The sequence below is a fragment of the Mesorhizobium captivum genome (assembly GCF_033977165.1).
GTDB lineage: Bacteria > Pseudomonadota > Alphaproteobacteria > Rhizobiales > Rhizobiaceae > Mesorhizobium > Mesorhizobium captivum.
Genome location: NZ_JAVIJB010000021.1, coordinates 91,088 through 108,797, shown reverse-complemented (window position 1 = coordinate 108,797; position 17,710 = coordinate 91,088). Strand labels below are relative to the sequence as shown.

General features: G+C 63.6%; 16 protein-coding genes and 1 tRNA gene. 11 read left to right on the top strand and 6 right to left on the bottom strand.

The window, feature by feature from the left end; genetic code table 11:
• Nucleotide 1 precedes the first annotated feature (1 nt).
• A complete protein-coding gene (locus RFM40_RS18955) occupies nt 2-445 on the bottom strand; it encodes a FixH family protein (protein ID WP_320226971.1) in 444 nt (147 codons plus the stop codon).
• Nucleotides 446-601: 156 nt separating this feature from the next.
• On the opposite strand from RFM40_RS18955, the gene RFM40_RS18950 reads away from it, so the two are divergent.
• Nucleotides 602-1,522: a sugar kinase gene (locus tag RFM40_RS18950; RefSeq protein ID WP_320278012.1), complete on the top strand. Its 921-nt coding sequence runs from the start codon at nt 602-604 to the stop codon at nt 1,520-1,522.
• A gap of 39 nt (nt 1,523-1,561) precedes the next feature.
• Here the strand turns inward: RFM40_RS18950 and RFM40_RS18945 are convergent, their stop codons facing one another.
• The 3 genes from RFM40_RS18945 to RFM40_RS18935 form a co-directional block, all read right to left on the bottom strand.
• Nucleotides 1,562-2,581, bottom strand: coding sequence for an aldose epimerase family protein (locus RFM40_RS18945; protein WP_320226969.1), 1,020 nt, complete (start codon nt 2,579-2,581; stop codon nt 1,562-1,564).
• A gap of 102 nt (nt 2,582-2,683) precedes the next feature.
• Complete coding sequence (locus tag RFM40_RS18940; RefSeq protein ID WP_320226968.1) at nt 2,684-4,141, bottom strand: NAD-dependent succinate-semialdehyde dehydrogenase; 1,458 nt, start codon at nt 4,139-4,141, stop codon at nt 2,684-2,686.
• Between the two features lie 166 nt (nt 4,142-4,307).
• Nucleotides 4,308-5,258 (bottom strand): AEC family transporter, encoded by a 951-nt coding sequence (locus RFM40_RS18935; RefSeq protein ID WP_320226967.1) that lies wholly within the window; start codon nt 5,256-5,258, stop codon nt 4,308-4,310.
• A 173-nt stretch (nt 5,259-5,431) separates the two neighbouring features.
• On the opposite strand from RFM40_RS18935, the gene RFM40_RS18930 reads away from it, so the two are divergent.
• The 8 genes from RFM40_RS18930 (at nt 5,432) to RFM40_RS18895 (ending at nt 12,949) form a co-directional block, all read left to right on the top strand.
• Nucleotides 5,432-5,980, top strand: a complete 549-nt coding sequence (locus RFM40_RS18930; RefSeq protein WP_320226966.1) for a histidine phosphatase family protein — start codon at nt 5,432-5,434, stop codon at nt 5,978-5,980.
• A gap of 292 nt (nt 5,981-6,272) precedes the next feature.
• A tRNA-Ile gene (locus RFM40_RS18925) sits at nt 6,273-6,338 on the top strand.
• A 358-nt stretch (nt 6,339-6,696) separates the two neighbouring features.
• Nucleotides 6,697-7,842, top strand: coding sequence for a slipin family protein (locus tag RFM40_RS18920; RefSeq protein WP_320278011.1), 1,146 nt, complete (start codon nt 6,697-6,699; stop codon nt 7,840-7,842).
• 178 nt (nt 7,843-8,020) lie between these two features.
• The gene (locus RFM40_RS18915; RefSeq protein ID WP_027167184.1) at nt 8,021-8,302 is read left to right on the top strand and encodes an acyl carrier protein; all 282 of its coding nucleotides are present in this window, start codon (nt 8,021-8,023) and stop codon (nt 8,300-8,302) included.
• A 114-nt stretch (nt 8,303-8,416) separates the two neighbouring features.
• Nucleotides 8,417-9,604, top strand: coding sequence for a beta-ketoacyl-ACP synthase (locus RFM40_RS18910; RefSeq protein ID WP_320226964.1), 1,188 nt, complete (start codon nt 8,417-8,419; stop codon nt 9,602-9,604).
• A gap of 20 nt (nt 9,605-9,624) precedes the next feature.
• Nucleotides 9,625-10,896: a beta-ketoacyl-ACP synthase gene (locus RFM40_RS18905; protein ID WP_320226963.1), complete on the top strand. Its 1,272-nt coding sequence runs from the start codon at nt 9,625-9,627 to the stop codon at nt 10,894-10,896.
• A 38-nt stretch (nt 10,897-10,934) separates the two neighbouring features.
• Complete coding sequence (locus RFM40_RS18900; protein WP_320226962.1) at nt 10,935-11,960, top strand: zinc-binding dehydrogenase; 1,026 nt, start codon at nt 10,935-10,937, stop codon at nt 11,958-11,960.
• Between the two features lie 2 nt (nt 11,961-11,962).
• Complete coding sequence (locus RFM40_RS18895) at nt 11,963-12,949, top strand: lipid A biosynthesis lauroyl acyltransferase (protein WP_320226961.1); 987 nt, start codon at nt 11,963-11,965, stop codon at nt 12,947-12,949.
• Between the two features lie 160 nt (nt 12,950-13,109).
• On the opposite strand, the gene RFM40_RS18890 is transcribed toward RFM40_RS18895, so the two are convergent.
• Both RFM40_RS18890 and RFM40_RS18885 read right to left on the bottom strand, forming a co-directional pair.
• A complete protein-coding gene (locus RFM40_RS18890) occupies nt 13,110-13,952 on the bottom strand; it encodes a hypothetical protein (RefSeq protein ID WP_320226960.1) in 843 nt (280 codons plus the stop codon).
• A 195-nt stretch (nt 13,953-14,147) separates the two neighbouring features.
• Entirely contained in the window at nt 14,148-14,579 is a 432-nt protein-coding gene (locus RFM40_RS18885; protein WP_320226959.1) for a L,D-transpeptidase, read from the bottom strand.
• Between the two features lie 256 nt (nt 14,580-14,835).
• Between RFM40_RS18885 and RFM40_RS18880 the strand changes: the two genes are divergently transcribed.
• Nucleotides 14,836-16,113, top strand: a complete 1,278-nt coding sequence (locus RFM40_RS18880; RefSeq protein ID WP_320226958.1) for an acetylornithine deacetylase/succinyl-diaminopimelate desuccinylase family protein — start codon at nt 14,836-14,838, stop codon at nt 16,111-16,113.
• A 117-nt stretch (nt 16,114-16,230) separates the two neighbouring features.
• Nucleotides 16,231-17,709 carry an ABC transporter substrate-binding protein gene (locus RFM40_RS18875; RefSeq protein WP_320226957.1) on the top strand — a complete coding sequence of 493 codons (1,479 nt, stop codon included), beginning with the start codon at nt 16,231-16,233 and terminating at the stop codon, nt 17,707-17,709.
• Nucleotide 17,710 lies beyond the last annotated feature (1 nt).

Here is a 17,710-nt window from a genome sequence, read left to right as displayed (position 1 = left end):
CTCACAGCACGATGTTGAAGACGACGGAATCGGACCCCGCCGCCGCCGAGATGGCGAAGCGCAGTTGCCACCAGCCGCTCATGGTGAATTTGACGCCGTCGATGCGATAGCGTCCGTCGCCGAGATAGTCGGTCGCCTGCGGGCTGGTCGGCAGGCCGTGATTGTGTTGCGGCATGCCGCCGAAAACGGTGATCGCAGCACCCTCCACCGGGGCGCCGGCGGCGGTTTTCAGCGTCAGCAGCCAGGACTGCAGCTCGCCTTGCCGGATGACGCCGCGTTCCGGCTCGAAGCTGGCGACGAACAGGCCGCTCGCCGTCTTCTTCGAGCGCGACATGTCGGGACCCGGCGCCGAGTGCGGCGCCGTCAGATAGACGACTGCCAGGATGCCGACCAAAAGGGCAGCGAGACCGAGACCCGCAAGAACGTAACGCCATATCGATGCCAAACCGGTTCCTCTTCGGCTGATAACGTCACGGGCTGCGCGCAGCATCCCGCCCCGCCTGTGGGAAATCGCTTCTGGCGCAAAATTCCGCCTGCGCCAAGCATGGCGCTGCCGGTTGCAAAAAGCTACAGCAGCATCGTTTCAGGAGGAACGAGCCCCATGACCGCCAATGGTATTGCTTCGATCGGCGAATGCATGCTCGAACTGTCGGGTCAGGCAGGACCGAACTGGCGCATGGGCTTCGCCGGCGACACCTTCAACACGCTATGGGCGCTGCATGCACTGAGCCCGGAGCGGCCGGCGACTTATATCTCGGCCTTCGGCGATGATCCCTTTTCGCGCGATCAGATCGATTTCTTCGCCCAGAACGGCATCGGAATCGGCAACAGCCCGGTCATTGCCGGCGCCAGGCCCGGCCTTTACGCCATCACGCTCACCGGAGCCGAACGCGCCTTCACCTATTGGCGAAGCGATGCAGCAGCGCGCCAGCTCGCCTCCGATCCGGCAGCACTCGCCAAAAGCCTTGAAAACCAGGCGCTTGTCTATTTTTCCGGAATCACCCTGGCAATTCTGGACGGGCCTGCCCGCAGGACCTTGCTCGACGCGGTCGCGAACGCCCGCGCTGCCGGCTCTCTCGTCGCCTTCGACCCGAACTACCGCCCCAGGCTCTGGCAGAGCCCAGAGGCGGCGCAGACCACGATCCTGGAGGCGCTTGCCGTCACCGACATCGCACTGCCGACCTTTCCCGACGAGCAGATGCTGTTCGCAGACGAGACACCGCAGGCGACCGCGGAAAGGCTCGGGAAGCAGGTCGGCGAGGTCGTCGTCAAGAATGGCGAAGACGCCGCGCTCGTTGCCCTCGACGGCACCGCTCAGCCGGTGCCGGCCGTGCATGTCGCCACACCGGTCGACACCACCGGCGCAGGGGATTCCTTCAACGGCGGCTATCTCGCCGCCCGGCTAGCCGGCCATGTGCCTGCCGATGCCGCTAGGCGCGCGCATCAAGTTGCTGCCGCCGTCGTGCAAGTCCGCGGTGCGCTGGCACCGTTTGAGGTACTGAGGACAGCGTTCGAAGCCTAAGCCGTTCGCAGGCCGGCCTCACCTGAATATCAACAGGGCTTAAGGCAGGCGGAACCGGTATTCCGTCACCTGATGGTAGATTTGCCCAGGCCACAGCGTGGCCTGGGGGAAATAGGGCCGGTTCGGCGCGTCCGGCCAGGCCTGCGCTTCAAGGCAAAAGCCGGAGAACGGCTTGTAGCGGCGGCCATCCAGCCCCGGCGACGACGGCGCGACATACTGGCCGATATAGAGCTGCAGGCCGGGCTCCGTCGTCCAGACTTCCATCTCGACACCCGAATTGGCCCCTTGCACCCAGGCTGCCTGGTGAAGCGGTCCACGGTTGGAGGCGAGGCAGAAATTCACGTCGTAGGGGAGTTGCTCGCCTTCCGTTTCCATGCGCAGCGGCCGCGCCTGGCGAAAGTCATAGGGCGTGCCGTCGACCGGCTTCACCACGCCAGTCGGGATCATCTCGCCATCGACCGGCGTATAGGCACCGGCATTGAGCATAAGCCGGTGGTCGAGGATGTCGCCCGCGCCGCCGTCCTCGAGGTTGAAGTAGGAGTGCTGCGCCAGGTTGCACAGCGTCGGCTCCTCGCAGGTCGCGGTCAGCTCCATGCTGAGCGTGCCGGGGATCTTCAGCCGGTAGGTGCAGGTGACGTCCAGCGCCCCTGGAAAGCCCATCGTGCCGTCCGGATCGTGCAGCGTCAGCGTCACGAAATCGCGTCCATGCAGCGAGACGGTCCACGGCCGGTGGAAATAGCCTTCCGTGCCGCCATGCAGCGTGTGCTTGCCGAGAAAATTGCGCTCCGTCTGATAGCGCTTGCCGGCGATGGTGAAGCGGCCGTCGCGAATGCGGTTGGCGAAACGGCCGACCACGGCGCCGAAATAGGCACGATCGGTTTCGTAAGGTTCGAAACGGTCGTAGCCCAGCACCAGCGGCGCGTCGTGGCCGGTGAGCCTGAGATCCTGGACGATTGCGCCGAGCCCGATGATGTTGGCGGTCAGCCCGCCGCCGCGGATGGTGAAACGGCGAACCGGCTCGCCCGCCTGCGTCGTGCCGAAGACCTCGCCATCCTTCATCGCTGTGCCCGAAACGTCAGTTCGTTGATCCGGGGACTTTGGCCGGCTTTATATCGTCCAGCAAGGCAGGCAACATGCCCGCCCTGCTCCTCGGGTAAGCTGTCAGAGGCCGAGCCCGCCGATGCAGACATATTTGGTGTCGAGGTAGTCCTCGATGCCCTGATGTCCGCCTTCCTTGCCGAGGCCCGATTCCTTGACGCCGCCGAACGGCGCCTCGGGCGTGGTGATCAGGCCCTCATTGACGCCGACCATGCCGTATTTCAGCCCTTCCATGACGCGGAAGGCGCGGCCGAGATCGCCGGTGTAGAAATAGCAGGCGAGGCCGAACTCGGTGTCGTTGGCTAAAGCGATGGCCTCTTCCTCGGTCTCGAACTTGAACACCGGCGCGACCGGCCCAAAAATCTCTTCCTTCATGAAGCGCATCTTCGGCGTCGCATTGGAAATCACGGTCGGCTGGAAGAACGAGCCGCCAAGCGCATGGCGCTTGCCGCCGGCGACGACCTTGCCGCCTTTCGACGTCGCGTCGGCGATCAGTTCCTCGACCTTCTCGACCGCCTTCTCGTCGATCAGCGGCCCCTGCTGCACGCCTTCCTCCAGGCCGGAACCGACCTTGAGGTTGTTGCTGGCGGCGGCCAGCTCCTCGACGAACTTGTCATAGACGCCCGCTTGCACCAGGAAGCGGTTGGTGCAGACGCAGGTCTGGCCGGAATTGCGGTATTTCGCGGTGATGGCGCCGGTGACGGCACGATCGATGTCGGCGTCGTCGAAGACCAGGAACGGCGCGTTGCCACCGAGCTCCATCGACACTTTCTTGACCGTCGTCGACGATTTCTGGATCAGGATCTTGCCGACCTCGGTAGAGCCGGTGAAGGTGATCTTCTTGACCAGCGGATTGGCGCAGATCTCGTCGCCAATCTCGCCGGCTGAACCGGTCAGGATGTTGATGACGCCCTTGGGGAAGCCGACCTCCTCGGCGAGCGCGCCCCAGGCGAGGCCCGAATAAGGGGTCTGCGAGGCCGGCTTGACGACGGCCGTGCAGCCCGCGGCCAACGCCGGGCCGAGCTTGCGGGCGAGCATCGAGGACGGAAAATTCCAAGGCGTGATGGCGGCGATGACGCCGACCGGCTCCTTGGTTACCAGGATACGGCGGTCGCCCCAGGGCGACGGCACGATGTCGCCATAGGTGCGGCGGCCTTCCTCGGCGAACCACAGGATATAGCTCGCGGCTGAGCCGATCTCGCCCTTGGATTCGAACAGCGACTTGCCCTGCTCGATGGTGAGCAGTTGGGCCAGCACGTCCTGATTGTCCATCATGGCGTCATGCAGCTTGCGCAACAGCTTCGAGCGCTCGAGCGCGGTGGTCTTGCGCCAGGTCTTGAAGGCTTCCTCGGCGGCCTCGATGGCGCGGCGGGTTTCGGCCTTGCCGGCCTTCGGCACGGTGCCGATCTTGAGGCCCGTGGCCGGATTGTTGACGTCGACGGTCTGGCCGCTGTCGGCCTGCACCCATTCGCCGTTGATGAGATTGGCCTGGCGCATGAAATGGCTGGTTTTCTGAAGCATGGTCTGGCCTCCGTTCGGCGCGCTGATCGGCCGTTTTTCTGGATATTCGATGGCGTGCATGGCCGCACGCCGGCGCATTGCTCTTACCTAGGGAAAGCCCGGCAAGCAATCACAAGATGGCATATAGGGGTTGGGCCAGCAAAAGCGAGCGCGGTGGCCTTGGCCGCTATCCAAAAATATGAACGACCACCGTCAGCCAGAAGGACGTGGTGAGCACCGCGCTCGCCGTGGCGATGGTCATCTGGTTCGACGCCAGCGCCTGGCCGGTGTTGAACTGGACGGCGATGAGATAGGAATTGATGCCGGACGGCAGCGCGGCAACGACCACGGCGACCTTGGCCGTCAGCGGCGGCAGGCCGAGCAGCCAGACCAGGAGAAGAACAACCGCCGGCATCAGGAAGAGCTTGAGCGCCGACAGCGCGAGCGCCGGCCGGACGTTGCCGGAAATGCCGAAGCGACGCAGGCTGAGGCCCATGGCAAACAGCGCCACCGGCCCGGCGGTATCGGCGAGCGCATCGACCAGCCGCCCGATCAGCGCCGGCAGCGGCGCACCGGTCAGGCGCCAAGCGAGCCCCGCCAATATCCCGATGATCAGCGGATTGACGAACAGCCGCCTCAGAAAATTCCTGATGACGCGCAGCGGATGCACCGGTTCGCTGCCGCCACGGCCGAACATCTCGAACAGAACGATCGAGGCCATCATCATGATCGGCAGGTGAACCGAGACCAGCAGCGACAGGACCTCGAAGCCGCTTGCGCCAAAAATGCCGAGGATGAAGGGCGCGCCGAGCAGCACGACATTGGAATAGGCAGAGGAAACGCCGCCGACGATGCCGGCGCGGGCGTCGCGGCCGAAGATGCGCGTCGTGACCAGATGGCCGGCGGCCCAGGTGATGGCCACCGCGGCGAAATAGGAGCCCCACAGCGGCCACGGCGCCACGCCGTGGAAATCCGACTTCACCATCGTCTGGAACAAAAGCAGCGGCATCGCCACGTTGACGGCGAATTCGGATATGCCCTCGCCGCTCGCCGGCTTCAGATAGCCGGTGAACCCGGCGAGATAGCCGAGCGCGACGAGACTGAAGACGAAGAGAACGGTTTCGACGAGCGGAGTCATTTTTGGGGCGGAGACATTTTTCCCGTGATAGGCGAGCCCCGATCGCCGTGCAATCTCGGCCAACGGATCGCTTGCCGCCCACTCCACCGGTCCTCTGCTTGTTTTTCAGCCCGCTTTGCGGTCCCTATATGCCAGTCATGGCCCCGGTTCTCGGGCCGCCATAGGGACTTCTCATGCTGCGACTTGCCCTGGCGCTTTTCCTGCTTGCTGCTCCGACCCTCGCCAACGCGACCGACGCGGGCTGGGCGCTGCTGCGCGATGGCGGTCACATTGTGCTGCTTCGCCACGCCTTCGTCACCGGGACGACCGACCCGGCGAATTTCGACATTGGCAACTGCGCCAGCCAGCTCAACCTTTCGGAGCGCGGCAAGCAGCAGGCGAGCCGCATCGGCGCCCTCTTCGCAGCGCGTGCCGCTCCAATCGAGCGCGTGCTGTCGAGCCGCTACTGCCGCTGCCTCGACACCGCCCGCATCGCCTTCGAGGCTGAGCCGGAACCGTTCGCGCCGCTCGATCTGCTGAAAATTGATCCGGCTGAGAAGGCCGCTCAGATGGAGGCGGTCATGAAGGAGATCCGCGGCTATTCCGGCTCCGACAATCTGGTGCTGGTCACGCATCTGGAAAACATCGAGGCGCTCACCGGCGTAGCGCCGCGCGAGGGTGAAGCCGTGGTGGTGGCGCCGGAGGGCGACGGCCTCAAGGTGCTCGGCCGCGTCACCTTCTGACAGCGCCGGCCTGTGCGTCTCAGTGCTGTGGCTGAAATGCCACAACCGAGAGAAGCCGCAAATCCGCCGCGACAATGCCGCTTGCGACAACCCGTCGCAGGGTCTATAGGCGCGCTCCCGGTCACGAAAACCGAAGCGAGCACAACGGTTGGAGCTTTCGTCTCCGCCCGCGCAGCCGGCTTTGCCGCGCTGTGTGCGGCGCCGTTTCGGGTGTTGGGACTTGCGGGTGTAGCTCATGGAGAGCGCCGGATTTGGGTCCGGAGGCAGGGTTCAATTCCCACACCCACGACACGGATAGCTCAGTTGGGTAGAGCATCAGACTCATAATCTGACGGCCGAAGGTTCGAATCCTTCTCCATTTGGCCTGATAAGCCAAGGCACCCTTTTACGGTGTTATCTGAAAAACGGTCCGGGGACCGGAATGCGAGGATTTCACGGACGGCAGGGCTTCGGCCTCGCTGGCGCGCGATGTCCTGCGCCGTCGGCTCGCGGCCAGGCCCGCGGTGACGATCAAGGCGCGGCGATGCTGGCAAAGGAGGCTTCGGCCTTCGGCGCCCGCTTCGCCGCCCCGCGATCCGCTCCCGAAGGCCCGCCGCTTGGCGATGTCACCGGTCTCCGGATCATTCGTGCCGGGAAAAGGAAACGAGCAACGAAAGGACGCTTCGACGCATGACGTGACGCCTCGCATGGGGCCATGCCCGACAGGAGTAAAGACAATGAAGACCATTCTCGAAAAGGTTCTTGGACGCCAGCGCGTCCTCGTGAAGGAAAATGAGCGTGCGGTCGCCCTCTACAAGGGCGAGATCCAGGCTGTCCTGATGCCGGGCGAACATTGGCTCGCCAGCCGACGCGGCAACCTGGAAATCTCCAGGCACGACCTGAAGAACCCGGAATTCGTTTCGGCCTACGAGAAGGCATTGTTCGACAAGCTCCCGGACGTGGCCGCGCGTCACTTCACGGTCGTTCGCACCGGGCGCACCGACATTGCCGTCATCGAGCGCGACGGCGCCCTCCATGCCGTTCTCACTCCGGACCGCAAGCTCGTGCTGTGGACGGATGCCGGCCCGTGGAAGGTGACGTCCGTCGACACGGCGGCCGATCTCGCCGTCGATCCGGCCTTGATGCGCCGGATCGGCCAGGCCCGGAAGGCGGAACATATGTTCCTGCATCCGGTCGTGGACGGCCAGGTCGGGCTGCTATTCGTAGACGGCGTCTACGCCCGCACGCTTGCCGCGGGCGTGCACGCCTTCTGGAATGTCGGGCGCATGGTCCAGGTGAAGGTCGTCGACCTCAAGCGCCAGTCGCTTGATGTTGCCGGACAGGAAATGCTGACCAAGGATCGCGTGACGATCCGCGTCAACATCGCCGCCGAATACCGGGTCGTCGATCCGGTGACGGCGGTGAGCACGGTGAAGGACTTCGCCGAAGCCCTCTACCGCGCCCTGCAGTACGCCTTCCGCAAGACGCTTGGCGCGCTCACCCTCGACCAGATCCTCGACAGGAAGGTGACGGTCGACGAGGAGGCGGCCGCCAAGGTGCGTGCCGACATGGCCGCGATCGGCCTCGAGGTCAGCGATATCGCTCTCAAGGATGTCATCCTGCCGGGCGAGATGCGCGAAATCCTCAACCAGGTGGTTTCGGCCGAGAAGCAGGCCGAGGCCAACGTCATCCGCCGCCGCGAGGAGACGAACGCCACGCGTTCGCTGCTCAACACGGCCAAGGTGATGGCCGAGAACCCGGTGATGCTGCGGCTGAAGGAGCTCGAGGCTCTCGAGGCCATCGCCGGCAAGGTCGAGCGCCTGACCGTCCACAATGGTACGGGCGGGTTGCTGAACGACCTGGTCAAGCTCCGTGAGAACTGAGCTGACGTGACGTCAAAGGGAAGGGCCACCGGTTCGTCCGGCGGCCCTTCTTGCGTCCAGAAAGCCGGCATCCCATCTGCGCCCGGCGTATCAGGCCTTTTCCTGCCCGGAAAAACCGATTAGACAGCGCCCAAACAAAGATGCGGACAGATTCCGCCCGCAACCGAAGGAAGAGCCCTTGTCCACCACATTCGAGAAAGTCGCCAAGATCATTGCCGACACCAGCGAGATCGATATCGACACCATCACGCCCGAAAGCCACACCATCGACGATCTCGGCATCGACAGCCTCGATTTCCTCGACATCGTCTTTGCGATCGACAAGGAATTCGGCATCAAGGTGCCGCTGGAGAAGTGGACGCAGGAGGTCAATGACGGCAAGGCCTCGACCGACGACTACTTCGTCATGAAGAACCTCTGCGCCAAGATCGACGCGCTGGTCGCGGCCAAGGCCGCCTGATGCCGGCTCGGTCGCGGTCTTGACGCGCCCAGCGCATGACCCCGAAAATCGGCAACGATTTTCGGAAAGGATCATCCGCAAAATCGAAAGCAACCTGACCCACAACAGGCGCTCATGAGTTCCCACGACGTCGTCATCACCGGCATCGGCCTTGTCTCCTCGCTGGGAGAGGGTCCGGATGCGCATTGGCAGAAGCTGACCCGGCCGGGCGTCGAGCCGGTGCTCGATGCGACGCGTTTCGCTCCCTACACCATCCATCCCCTGCCCGAGATCGACTGGAACCTGCAGATCGCCAAGCGCGGCGATCAGCGCCAGATGGAGACCTGGCAACGGCTCGGCACCTATGTTGCCGGGCTGGCGCTGGACGATGCCGGCATCAAGGGCAATGACGAGCTCTGCGCCACCATGGACATGGTGGTGGCTGCCGGCGGCGGCGAGCGCGACGAGGCTGTCGACACCGCGATCCTCGCGGCCTCCGAGGCCCGCAACGACCGCGACGTGCTGCTCAACGAGAAGCTGACCACGGAATTGCGGCCGACGCTGTTCCTCGCCCAGCTCTCCAACCTGCTCGCCGGCAACATCTCCATCGTGCACAAGGTCACCGGCTCGTCCCGCACCTTCATGGGCGAGGAAGGCGCTGGCGTTTCGGCGGTCGAGACGGCCGCCGCCCGCATCCGCTCCGGCCAGTCGACGCATGTCCTGGTCGGCGGCGCCTTCCAGACCGAACATTCCGACATGCTGCTCGGCTACGAGCTCGCCGGCTATCTGCATCGCGGCTCCTGGAAACCGGTGTGGCAACGGCGGGGCTCTGAAGGCGGCGGCGTGGTGACCGGCTCCGGTGGCGCTTTCCTGGTGCTCGAACAGCGCGAGCACGCACAGAGCCGCGGGCGTAAGGCCTACGCTGAACTTGGCCCAGTCGTTTCCGGCCGCGCCAGGCGTCGGCGCGGTGAGTTGAATGCCGAGATCGCGGCGCTACTGAAGCAGGCAGCGCTGCCCGCCGGCGAATTGCTGACGATTTCCGGGACCTCCGGCGCCCATGCCGCCACCGCGGCCGAGAAGGAAGCGTTCGACGCAAATCCGGCGCTTGCCGTGCGCGCCTTCTCGACGCTGACCGGCCACATGAAGGAAGCGCAGTTTCCCTTTGCGGTTGCGCTTGCGGCGCTCGCTGTCGACCGCAAGGCAAGCTACCCTGTCTATGATGCAACAGTGGAGCGAGCATTCGAAGGCGCTCCCGCCAACGTCCTTGCAACCGCCATCGGCTATCACCAATTCGAAGGCCTTGGGCTGATCAAAGCCGCTTAGAGCGAAGGCAAATAAGAAGCATGGCCAATCTCCGCGATCACATGGGCAGGCCGATCGTCGCCGTCACCGGCATCGGCGTGGTGACGTCGCTGGGTGTCGGCAAGGCCGACAACTGGGCCGCGCTGACCTCGGGCAAGTCCGGCATCCATCCGATCACGCGCTTTCCCGTCGACCACCTCAATACCCGCATCTCCGGCATGGTCGACTTTCTGCCGTCGAGCTCCAAGGGTGCCAGCCCACTCACCTACGAGCTGGCCGAGACCGCGGCCGAGGAAGCTGTGTCGGAGGCAGGCCTCGATTCCGGCGATTTCGGCGGACCGCTGTTCCTAGCCTCGCCGCCGGTCGAGCTCGACTGGGCCGACCGCTTCTCACTCTACAATTCCGACAAGCAGGAAAGCGGTTCCGAACGGCTGCTGAGGGTGGCGCGCGGGCTGAAGGAGTTCGACATCTTCGAGACCACTCAGTTCGGCTCGATCGCCGACCGATTGGCCGACCGTTTCGGCACGCGCGGCTTGCCGATCACGCTCTCGACCGCCTGCGCTTCCGGCGCTACCGCCATTCAGCTCGGCGTCGAGGCGATCCGCCGCGGCGAGTGCGACAAAGCGCTGTCGATCGGCGCCGACGGGTCGGCCACGGCCGAGGCGCTGATCCGCTTCTCGCTGCTTTCGGCGCTTTCCACCCACAACGACATTCCGGAAAAAGCGTCAAAACCCTTCTCCAAGGACCGCGACGGCTTCGTGCTGGCCGAAGGTTCGGGCGCGCTGGTGCTGGAATCGCTGGAAGCGGCCCTTGCCCGCGGCGCGACCATCCTCGGCATCATGCGCGGCTGTGGCGAAAAGGCCGACGATTTCCATCGCACTCGTTCAAAGCCCGACGGCTCGCCGGCGATCGCCGCAGTGCGAGCCGCGCTTGCCGATGCGGGCCTCAGCGAGGACGAGATCGACTACGTCAACGCGCACGGCACCTCGACGCCGGAAAACGACAAGATGGAGCATCTGTCGCTGTCGACGGTGTTCGGCGAGCGGATCGGCTCGATGCCGATCTCTTCCAACAAGTCGATGATCGGCCATACGTTGTCGGCGGCAGGCGCGGTCGAAGCCGCGTTCTCGCTGATGACGATGCGCGAAAGCGTCATCCCGCCGACGATCAACTACGACAATCCCGATCCGGCGATCGTGCTCGACGTCGTGCCCAACAAGAAGCGCAATGCCGAAGTCGGCACGGTTCTGTCGAACTCCTTCGGCTTCGGCGGCCAGAACACCTGCCTTGTCATGGCGCGGGAACCGGTCTAAGCGGACGTTTTTCCGCTTCCACAGCACCGACAGGCCAAATGCGCGCATTGCAACTTATCGAGGACCGCCGCCTTGAAACGGTGGACCTGCCGCCTCCCCCGCCGCCTTCGCTGGGCGAAGTGACTCTCCGCATCAAGGCGGTGGCGCTCAACCATATCGACGTCTGGGGCTGGCGCGGCATGGCCTTCGCCAAGCGCAAGCTGCCGCTGGTCGTCGGCGCCGAGGCCTCCGGCGAGGTCGAGGCGGTCGGATCTGGTGTTTCCAATCTCCTGCCCGGGCAGTTGGTGTCGATCTATGGCGCGCGCACCTGCGGACTCTGCCGCGCCTGCCGCGAAGGCCGAGACAATCTCTGCGAGCATGTCTCCGGCGTCCACGGCTTCCATCTCGATGGCTTCGCCCAGGAAAAGATCAACCTGCCGGCTCGCCTCCTGGTGCCCGCGCCGCCCGGCGTCACCGAGATCGGCGCCGCGGTGGCCCCCGTCACCTTCGGCACGGTCGAGCATATGCTGTTCGACAACGCGAAGCTCGAGCCCGGCGAGACCATTCTCGTCCATGCCGGCGGCTCCGGCATCGGCACCGCCGCGATCCAGTTGGCCAAGAAGATGGGCTGCACGGTCATCACCACGGTCGGATCGAACGACAAGATCGACAAGGCGAAGGCGCTTGGCGCCGACCATGTCATCAACTATCGCGAGGACCGTTTCGAAGGCGTGGTGCGCAAGCTGACCAAGAAGAAGGGCGTCGACGTCGTCTTCGAGCATGTCGGCGCCGACACCTTCGCCGGCTCGATGCTGTGCTTGAAGCGCGGCGGCCGTCTCGTCACCTGCGGCTCGACATCCGGCGTGTCGACGCAGGTCAACCTGATGCAGCTTTTCCAGCAGCAGCTGAAGCTGCTCGGCTCCTTCGGCTGCCGCATGGAGAACATGGCCAATGCCATGCAGAAGATGGCGGCCGGCCTCGTTGCTCCGGTCATCGATACCGAAGTCGGCTTCGACGACATCGACGCCGCGCTGAAGCGCATGGAAGGCCGCGACGTCTTCGGCAAGATCATCCTGCGCGTTTAAAGATGGTCGGCAAGGTGCTCAAGAAAGCCCGCCGGGACTTCATGTTCCGCTATGGCCGGCGGCTGCGCCAGATGGAGCACTGGCTGGTGGCGCGGCTGGCCATGTCGGTGATCTGGCTGCTGCGTCTTCTGCCGCCCGACAGCGCGCTCAACTTCGCCGACCGGGTCGCTCGCCGCATCGGGCCGCTGGTCGGGCGGCATCGGGTGGCCGTGAACAATCTGCGTCTCGCCTATCCGGAAAAGAGCGATGCCGAGATCGAGGCCATCGCTTCCGATATGTGGGGCAATATGGCCCGGCTGGCGGCCGAATACATCTTCCTCGACGCCCTCTTCGATTTCGACCCGAATGCCACCAAGCCGGGCCGGGTCGAGGTTCGCGGCATCGACCATTTCGTCGAGATAGCCGGCGAGAAGAAGCCGCATATCCTGTTTACCGGTCATCTCGGCAATTTCGAGCTGCTGCCGGTCGCCGCCGCCACCTTCGGCATGAACATCACCGCACTGTTCCGTCCGCCCAACAATCCTTACCTCGCCGACTACATCCACTCGACACGCCGCTCGACGATGGGAGGCTTGCTACCCTCCTCGACCGGCGCATCATTCGCGCTCGCCTCCATCCTGGAAAACGGCGGCAACATTGGTGTGCTCGTCGACCAGAAATTCACGAACGGCGTCGAGACGACCTTCTTCGGTCGCCCCTGCCAGAGCAATCCGGTGTTGGGCATGCTCGCCCGCCACTATGACTGCGATGTCTACCCGGCGCGCTGCGTCAGGCTGCCGGGAAATCGCTTCCGCCTGGAGATCGAAGACAAGCTGACCTTGCCGCGCACCGAAGGCGGCAGTGTCGATGTCCAAGCCACCACTCAGTTGCTCGCCGACGTCGTCGAACGCTGGGTGCGCGAGGATCCCGGACAGTGGATGTGGTTCCACAAGCGCTGGGAGATGAGCGGCCGCCGCCGCAAGCGCGGGCAGGCAAAAGAGGCCAGCTGAGTTTTCGAAGCGATATCTCGCTACGGCGCAGCACCAGCTCGATCGACCGGCCAACGGCGAGGCTCGAAACGCCAGAGTGCGAAATCAGGCACCTACAAAGGAAAAGCCGCGAAGATAGCTTCGCGGCTTTGACCTTGATCTGTCAGAACCGGGGTAATTCCTAGAGGAATGGCACCGAGAAGTTGGAACGATAGGTATCCATGGTGGCGCCGTTGCGGTCTTCGGAGAGCAGCGTATCCGAACCGAAGCTTGCCCGCAGCCCGATCACATATTTGTGGATGTTCACGCTGCCCGAACCTTCCGAGAATGTCAGGTGGTCCAGTTGATAGCGGCCAAACGCTGACCAAGGGGTCCCCGAGAAGCGATAGGTAGCCTGCAACGCTGCCGTGACGGTATCGAAATGCCCGCCAAAGCCGGACAGCCGCGAGAAGCCGAGTTCACCGTCGAAGCGAAGGTCATCCTGAGCAAAGTAGCGCACCACACCACGACCGCCCCAATTATCGAGATGCTCGGACTCGCCGCTTGCCCGCAATTGGCCGTAGTAGACCTGGCCGTATAGCGTCACGTTGCCGAAATAAGCCTGCGCTTCGGGACCGACCGTGAAGGTGTACAGATCCGCATCACTGATAAACTCGTCACCGCCAAATCCGGTGATCGTCGCAAATGCGCCGAGCGCATACGAGCTCGGATCGCGCCAGTAGCCATGGATCGCACCGCCGTAGCTGTAGATGTTCGTGCCTTCGATCCAGAGCGAATCGATCACCGCATCGGTCTGGATGTTCCAGCGGGCGTCGATCGGGAAATTGATTCGAGCGGCGCCACCGGCAGTCGTGCCGTCTGCGTCGTCCCCGGGAGTCGCGAAATAGATACCGCCGAGATAAACTTCGCCATAACCTGATATATGTGGCTGGGCGAGTTCCTGGTCCAGAACAACCGGCGTATCCGCAGCGAAAGCCGAAGTCGTCGTTGCCGCGATCGCGGCGCTCAAAAGAAATCGATACATCATAGTCCCCAAGCAGCCAGAATTAATGCTTCGTATTTGCCACTGCTGCGTCATACAAACCAGCTTCGGCAATGCTGTTGACAGCGTAAGCTGTTGTTTTTCGAAGCATGTGAGACATTGCTGCAACGCCCGGAAAGGACTGGCCGCAGGCAGCGATCGCTGCCTGCGGCCATCAGCGAGCCTTTTCCGGCCGTTTCAGTCGGTGACGACGATCCGCGTGTTGCCGAAGCCGACTTCCTTGACCATCGAGTAGAAAGTCGCGGCATTGGCCGTGTGCAGGCGCACGCAGCCATGCGAGGCCGGACGCCCGAGATGCTTCACGGCCCCGGTGCCATGGATGGCGTAGCCGCCACGGAAGAACACCGAATACGGCATCGGCGACATCTCGTATTTACGCGAGTACCACATCCGGGCCGTCCACTGCGGACGATAGCTGCCGCGCGGCGTGAAGTAGCCCTTGCGCGCGGTCGACACATTCCAGCGGTACAGCACCTGCCCATATTTGCTGACAGTCATCGTCTGGGTGGAAACGTCGATATTAGCCACAAGCGTAGCCGCCCGGCCTGCAAGCGATGTGCCGAGCAGCGCGGTTGCCAGCGCAGCTGCCATGAGAACGGACTTTTTCATGCGATCAAACCCCTTTTGATTGCCCCTGCCATCACGCGGTTATTTCCATCATTTTGCCGGCAGGTGAGTTAAGTACCACACACTCCTTGACGAAACCGCCAATCCGATGCGGCGAATTTGAACGATTTTCCCGCCATAGTTGCCGGTGCGATACGCACCCTCGACGGTTTAACCTGGTGGCCCTGCCCGCTTGATTGTTTGGCGACGGGCAAGAGGTGGCTTGCAAAAGCGCTGCGTTGCTTCTTCAATCCATCGGATGAATGAACGACTCCTTCGGGCCGTCGATGACCGGGCCGACGACCTGGTCGCCCTGACCGCCGACCTGATCCGCTTTCCGACAGTCAATCCGCCCGGCGAGGCCTACCGGCCATGCGCCGAATATCTTGGCGCGCGCCTCAAGAAGCTCGGCTTCGAAACCGAGTTCATTCGAGCGGAAGGCACCCCCGGCGACACCGACCGCTACCCGCGCATCAACGTCGTCGCCCGGCTCAAAGGCCGCTCGTCCGGGGCCTGCGTGCACTTCAACTCGCATATCGACGTCGTCGAGGCCGGCGAAGGCTGGACCGTCGATCCCTTCGCCGGCCTGGTGAAGGACGGCCGGGTTTACGGCCGCGGCGCCTGCGACATGAAAGGCGGGCTCGCCGCCTCGGTCATCGCCGCGGAAGCCTTCATGGAGGTCTATCCCGACTTTCCCGGCGCCATCGAGATATCTGGCACGGTCGACGAGGAGTCCGGCGGTTTCGGCGGTGTCGCCCATCTGGCGAAGCTGGGCTACTTTTCCAGGCCGAAGGTCGACCACGTCATCATTCCGGAACCGCTGAACAAGGACCGCATCTGCCTTGGCCATCGCGGCGTCTGGTGGGCCGAGATCGAAACCAAGGGCGAGATCGCGCATGGTTCGATGCCGTTCCTCGGCGACAATGCGGTGCGCCACATGGGCGCCGTGCTGCAGGCCTTCGAGGATGAGCTGTTCCCGGCGCTCGACCGCAAGGTAACGCGCATGCCGGTGGTGCCCGAGGGCGCCCGGCGCTCGACCATGAACATTAATTCCATCCACGGCGGTCAGACCGAGGATTTCCGCCCCGGCCTGCCCTCGCCCAATGTCCCTGATTGGTGCCGGCTGACCATCGACCGCCGCTTCCTGCTCGAGGAAGACATTGCGACGGTCAAGGGCGAAGTCACCGGCATCCTCGAAAGGCTGAAGCGCGAGCGTAAGAAGTTCGATTACGAAATCCGCGACCTGATGGAAGTCCTGCCGCTGATGACCGAGCGCGACGCGCCAGTGGTGAAGGCCGTCGCGAGGGGCATCATGGAAATCTTCGACCGCGCGCCGGAATACGTGATCTCGCCCGGGACCTATGACCAGAAGCACGTCGCCCGCATCGGCCACATCTACGACTGCATTGCCTATGGCCCGGGCATTCTCGATCTCGCCCACCGGCCGGACGAATGGGTGGGCATCGCCGACATGGTGGAATCGGCGAAAGTGATGGCGATCGGCCTCAACGTGCTGCTGCGCGGCACGACCGGCTGATCCGGAAAACATTTCCCATTGGCGCTGCCTGGCAGCACGAAACGCAATTTACTCGCGCACGAAATCACGCTTCTATCCGGCGGCTTGAGCATATTTTGAGCAAATGGGAGTTCAGCGATGAAATTGTGGAAGACCATTCTGGCCGCAGCCGTGCTGTCGCTTGCCGCCGCCACGTCGGCCTTTGCCGCGCGCACCGATCTCGTCATCGGCATTCCGCTCGAACCCCCGCATCTCGATCCGACCGCCGGCGCCGCGGCTGCAATCGATGAAGTGCTCTACGCCAATGTCTTCGAAGGCCTCACTCGCATCGGCCCGAACGGCGAAGTGCTGCCCGACCTCGCCGAGAGCTGGACCATCTCGGATGACGGTAAGACCTACACTTTCAAGCTGCACACCGGCGTCAAATTCCACGACGGCAGCGACTTCAGCGCGGACGACGTGAAATTCTCGCTCGACCGCGCCCGTGCAGACAATTCGGTCAATGCGCAAAAGGGCCTGTTCGCGCAGATCGACAAGGTCGACGTGGCCGATCCGGCCACCGTCAAGGTTACGCTGAAGAACCCGCAAGGCTCCTTCCTCTACAATATGGGCTGGGGCGACGCGGTGATCGTGTCGCCGAAATCGGCCGACGCCAACAAGGAAAAGCCGATCGGCACCGGCCCCTTCAAGTTCCAGAGCTGGGCCAAGGGCTCGTCGATCACGCTGGTGAAGGCCGACAATTATTGGGGCGCCCCGGTCTCCCTCGACAAGGTCGAGTTCCGCATCGTGCCTGATGCCGCCGCCGCCGTGCCGGCGCTGCTTTCCGGCGACATACAGGCATTCCCCTTCTTCGATCCCGACAGCGTCTCGCAGGTCAAGGACGACCCGCGTTTCCATGTGGTGATCGGCTCGACCGAAGGCGAGACCATTCTCTCGATCAACAACAAGAAGCCGCCCTTCGACAAGCTGCAGGTCAGGCAGGCAATCTCCTTCGCGCTCGACCGCAAGGCGATCATCGACGGCGCTTCGGCCGGTCTCGGCGTGCCGATCGGCTCGCACATGTCACCCGCCAACAAGGACTATGTCGACCTCACCGGCCTCTATCCGCACAATGTCGATAAGGCCAAGGAACTGCTGAAGGAGGCCGGTCTCGAAAAAGGCTTCAAGGCGACGCTAAAGCTGCCGCCGCCTTCGTATGCGCGGCTCGGCGGCGAGATCATCGCGTCGGAACTGCGCGATGTCGGCATCGATCTGGAAATCATCCCCGCCGAATGGGCCCAGTGGCTGGATCAGGTCTTCACCAAGAAGGACTATGACCTCACCATCGTCTCGCATACCGAGCCGAACGACATCGATATCTATTCGCGCAAGGACTATTACTTCAACTACGACAACCCGGCCTTCGACGCCATCATCGCCAAGCTCAACCTGACCTCAGACGAGGCCAAGCGGAAAGAGCTGCTGGGAGAGGCGCAGAAAATCCTCGCCGACGACGCCGTTGTTGGCTTCCTCTATGAGCTGCCGAAAGTCGGGGTCTGGGACGCGAAGCTGCAAGGCCTGTGGGAGAACGCGCCGATCCAGGCCAATGATCTGACCAAGGTGAGGTGGACGGATTGAC

What these genes read in the sequence shown, in the direction of transcription:
- RFM40_RS18950 (WP_320278012.1), top strand. Translation starts at nt 602, where the DNA reads ATGACCGCCAATGGTATTGCTTCGATCGGCGAATGCATGCTCGAACTG.
- RFM40_RS18945 (WP_320226969.1), bottom strand. Translation starts at nt 2,581, where the DNA reads ATGAAGGATGGCGAGGTCTTCGGCACGACGCAGGCGGGCGAGCCGGTT.
- RFM40_RS18940 (WP_320226968.1), bottom strand. Translation starts at nt 4,141, where the DNA reads ATGCTTCAGAAAACCAGCCATTTCATGCGCCAGGCCAATCTCATCAAC.
- RFM40_RS18935 (WP_320226967.1), bottom strand. Translation starts at nt 5,258, where the DNA reads ATGACTCCGCTCGTCGAAACCGTTCTCTTCGTCTTCAGTCTCGTCGCG.
- RFM40_RS18930 (WP_320226966.1), top strand. Translation starts at nt 5,432, where the DNA reads ATGCTGCGACTTGCCCTGGCGCTTTTCCTGCTTGCTGCTCCGACCCTC.
- RFM40_RS18920 (WP_320278011.1), top strand. Translation starts at nt 6,697, where the DNA reads ATGAAGACCATTCTCGAAAAGGTTCTTGGACGCCAGCGCGTCCTCGTG.
- RFM40_RS18910 (WP_320226964.1), top strand. Translation starts at nt 8,417, where the DNA reads ATGAGTTCCCACGACGTCGTCATCACCGGCATCGGCCTTGTCTCCTCG.
- RFM40_RS18905 (WP_320226963.1), top strand. Translation starts at nt 9,625, where the DNA reads ATGGCCAATCTCCGCGATCACATGGGCAGGCCGATCGTCGCCGTCACC.
- RFM40_RS18900 (WP_320226962.1), top strand. Translation starts at nt 10,935, where the DNA reads ATGCGCGCATTGCAACTTATCGAGGACCGCCGCCTTGAAACGGTGGAC.
- RFM40_RS18895 (WP_320226961.1), top strand. Translation starts at nt 11,963, where the DNA reads ATGGTCGGCAAGGTGCTCAAGAAAGCCCGCCGGGACTTCATGTTCCGC.
- RFM40_RS18890 (WP_320226960.1), bottom strand. Translation starts at nt 13,952, where the DNA reads ATGTATCGATTTCTTTTGAGCGCCGCGATCGCGGCAACGACGACTTCG.
- RFM40_RS18885 (WP_320226959.1), bottom strand. Translation starts at nt 14,579, where the DNA reads ATGAAAAAGTCCGTTCTCATGGCAGCTGCGCTGGCAACCGCGCTGCTC.
- RFM40_RS18880 (WP_320226958.1), top strand. Translation starts at nt 14,836, where the DNA reads ATGAATGAACGACTCCTTCGGGCCGTCGATGACCGGGCCGACGACCTG.
- RFM40_RS18875 (WP_320226957.1), top strand. Translation starts at nt 16,231, where the DNA reads ATGAAATTGTGGAAGACCATTCTGGCCGCAGCCGTGCTGTCGCTTGCC.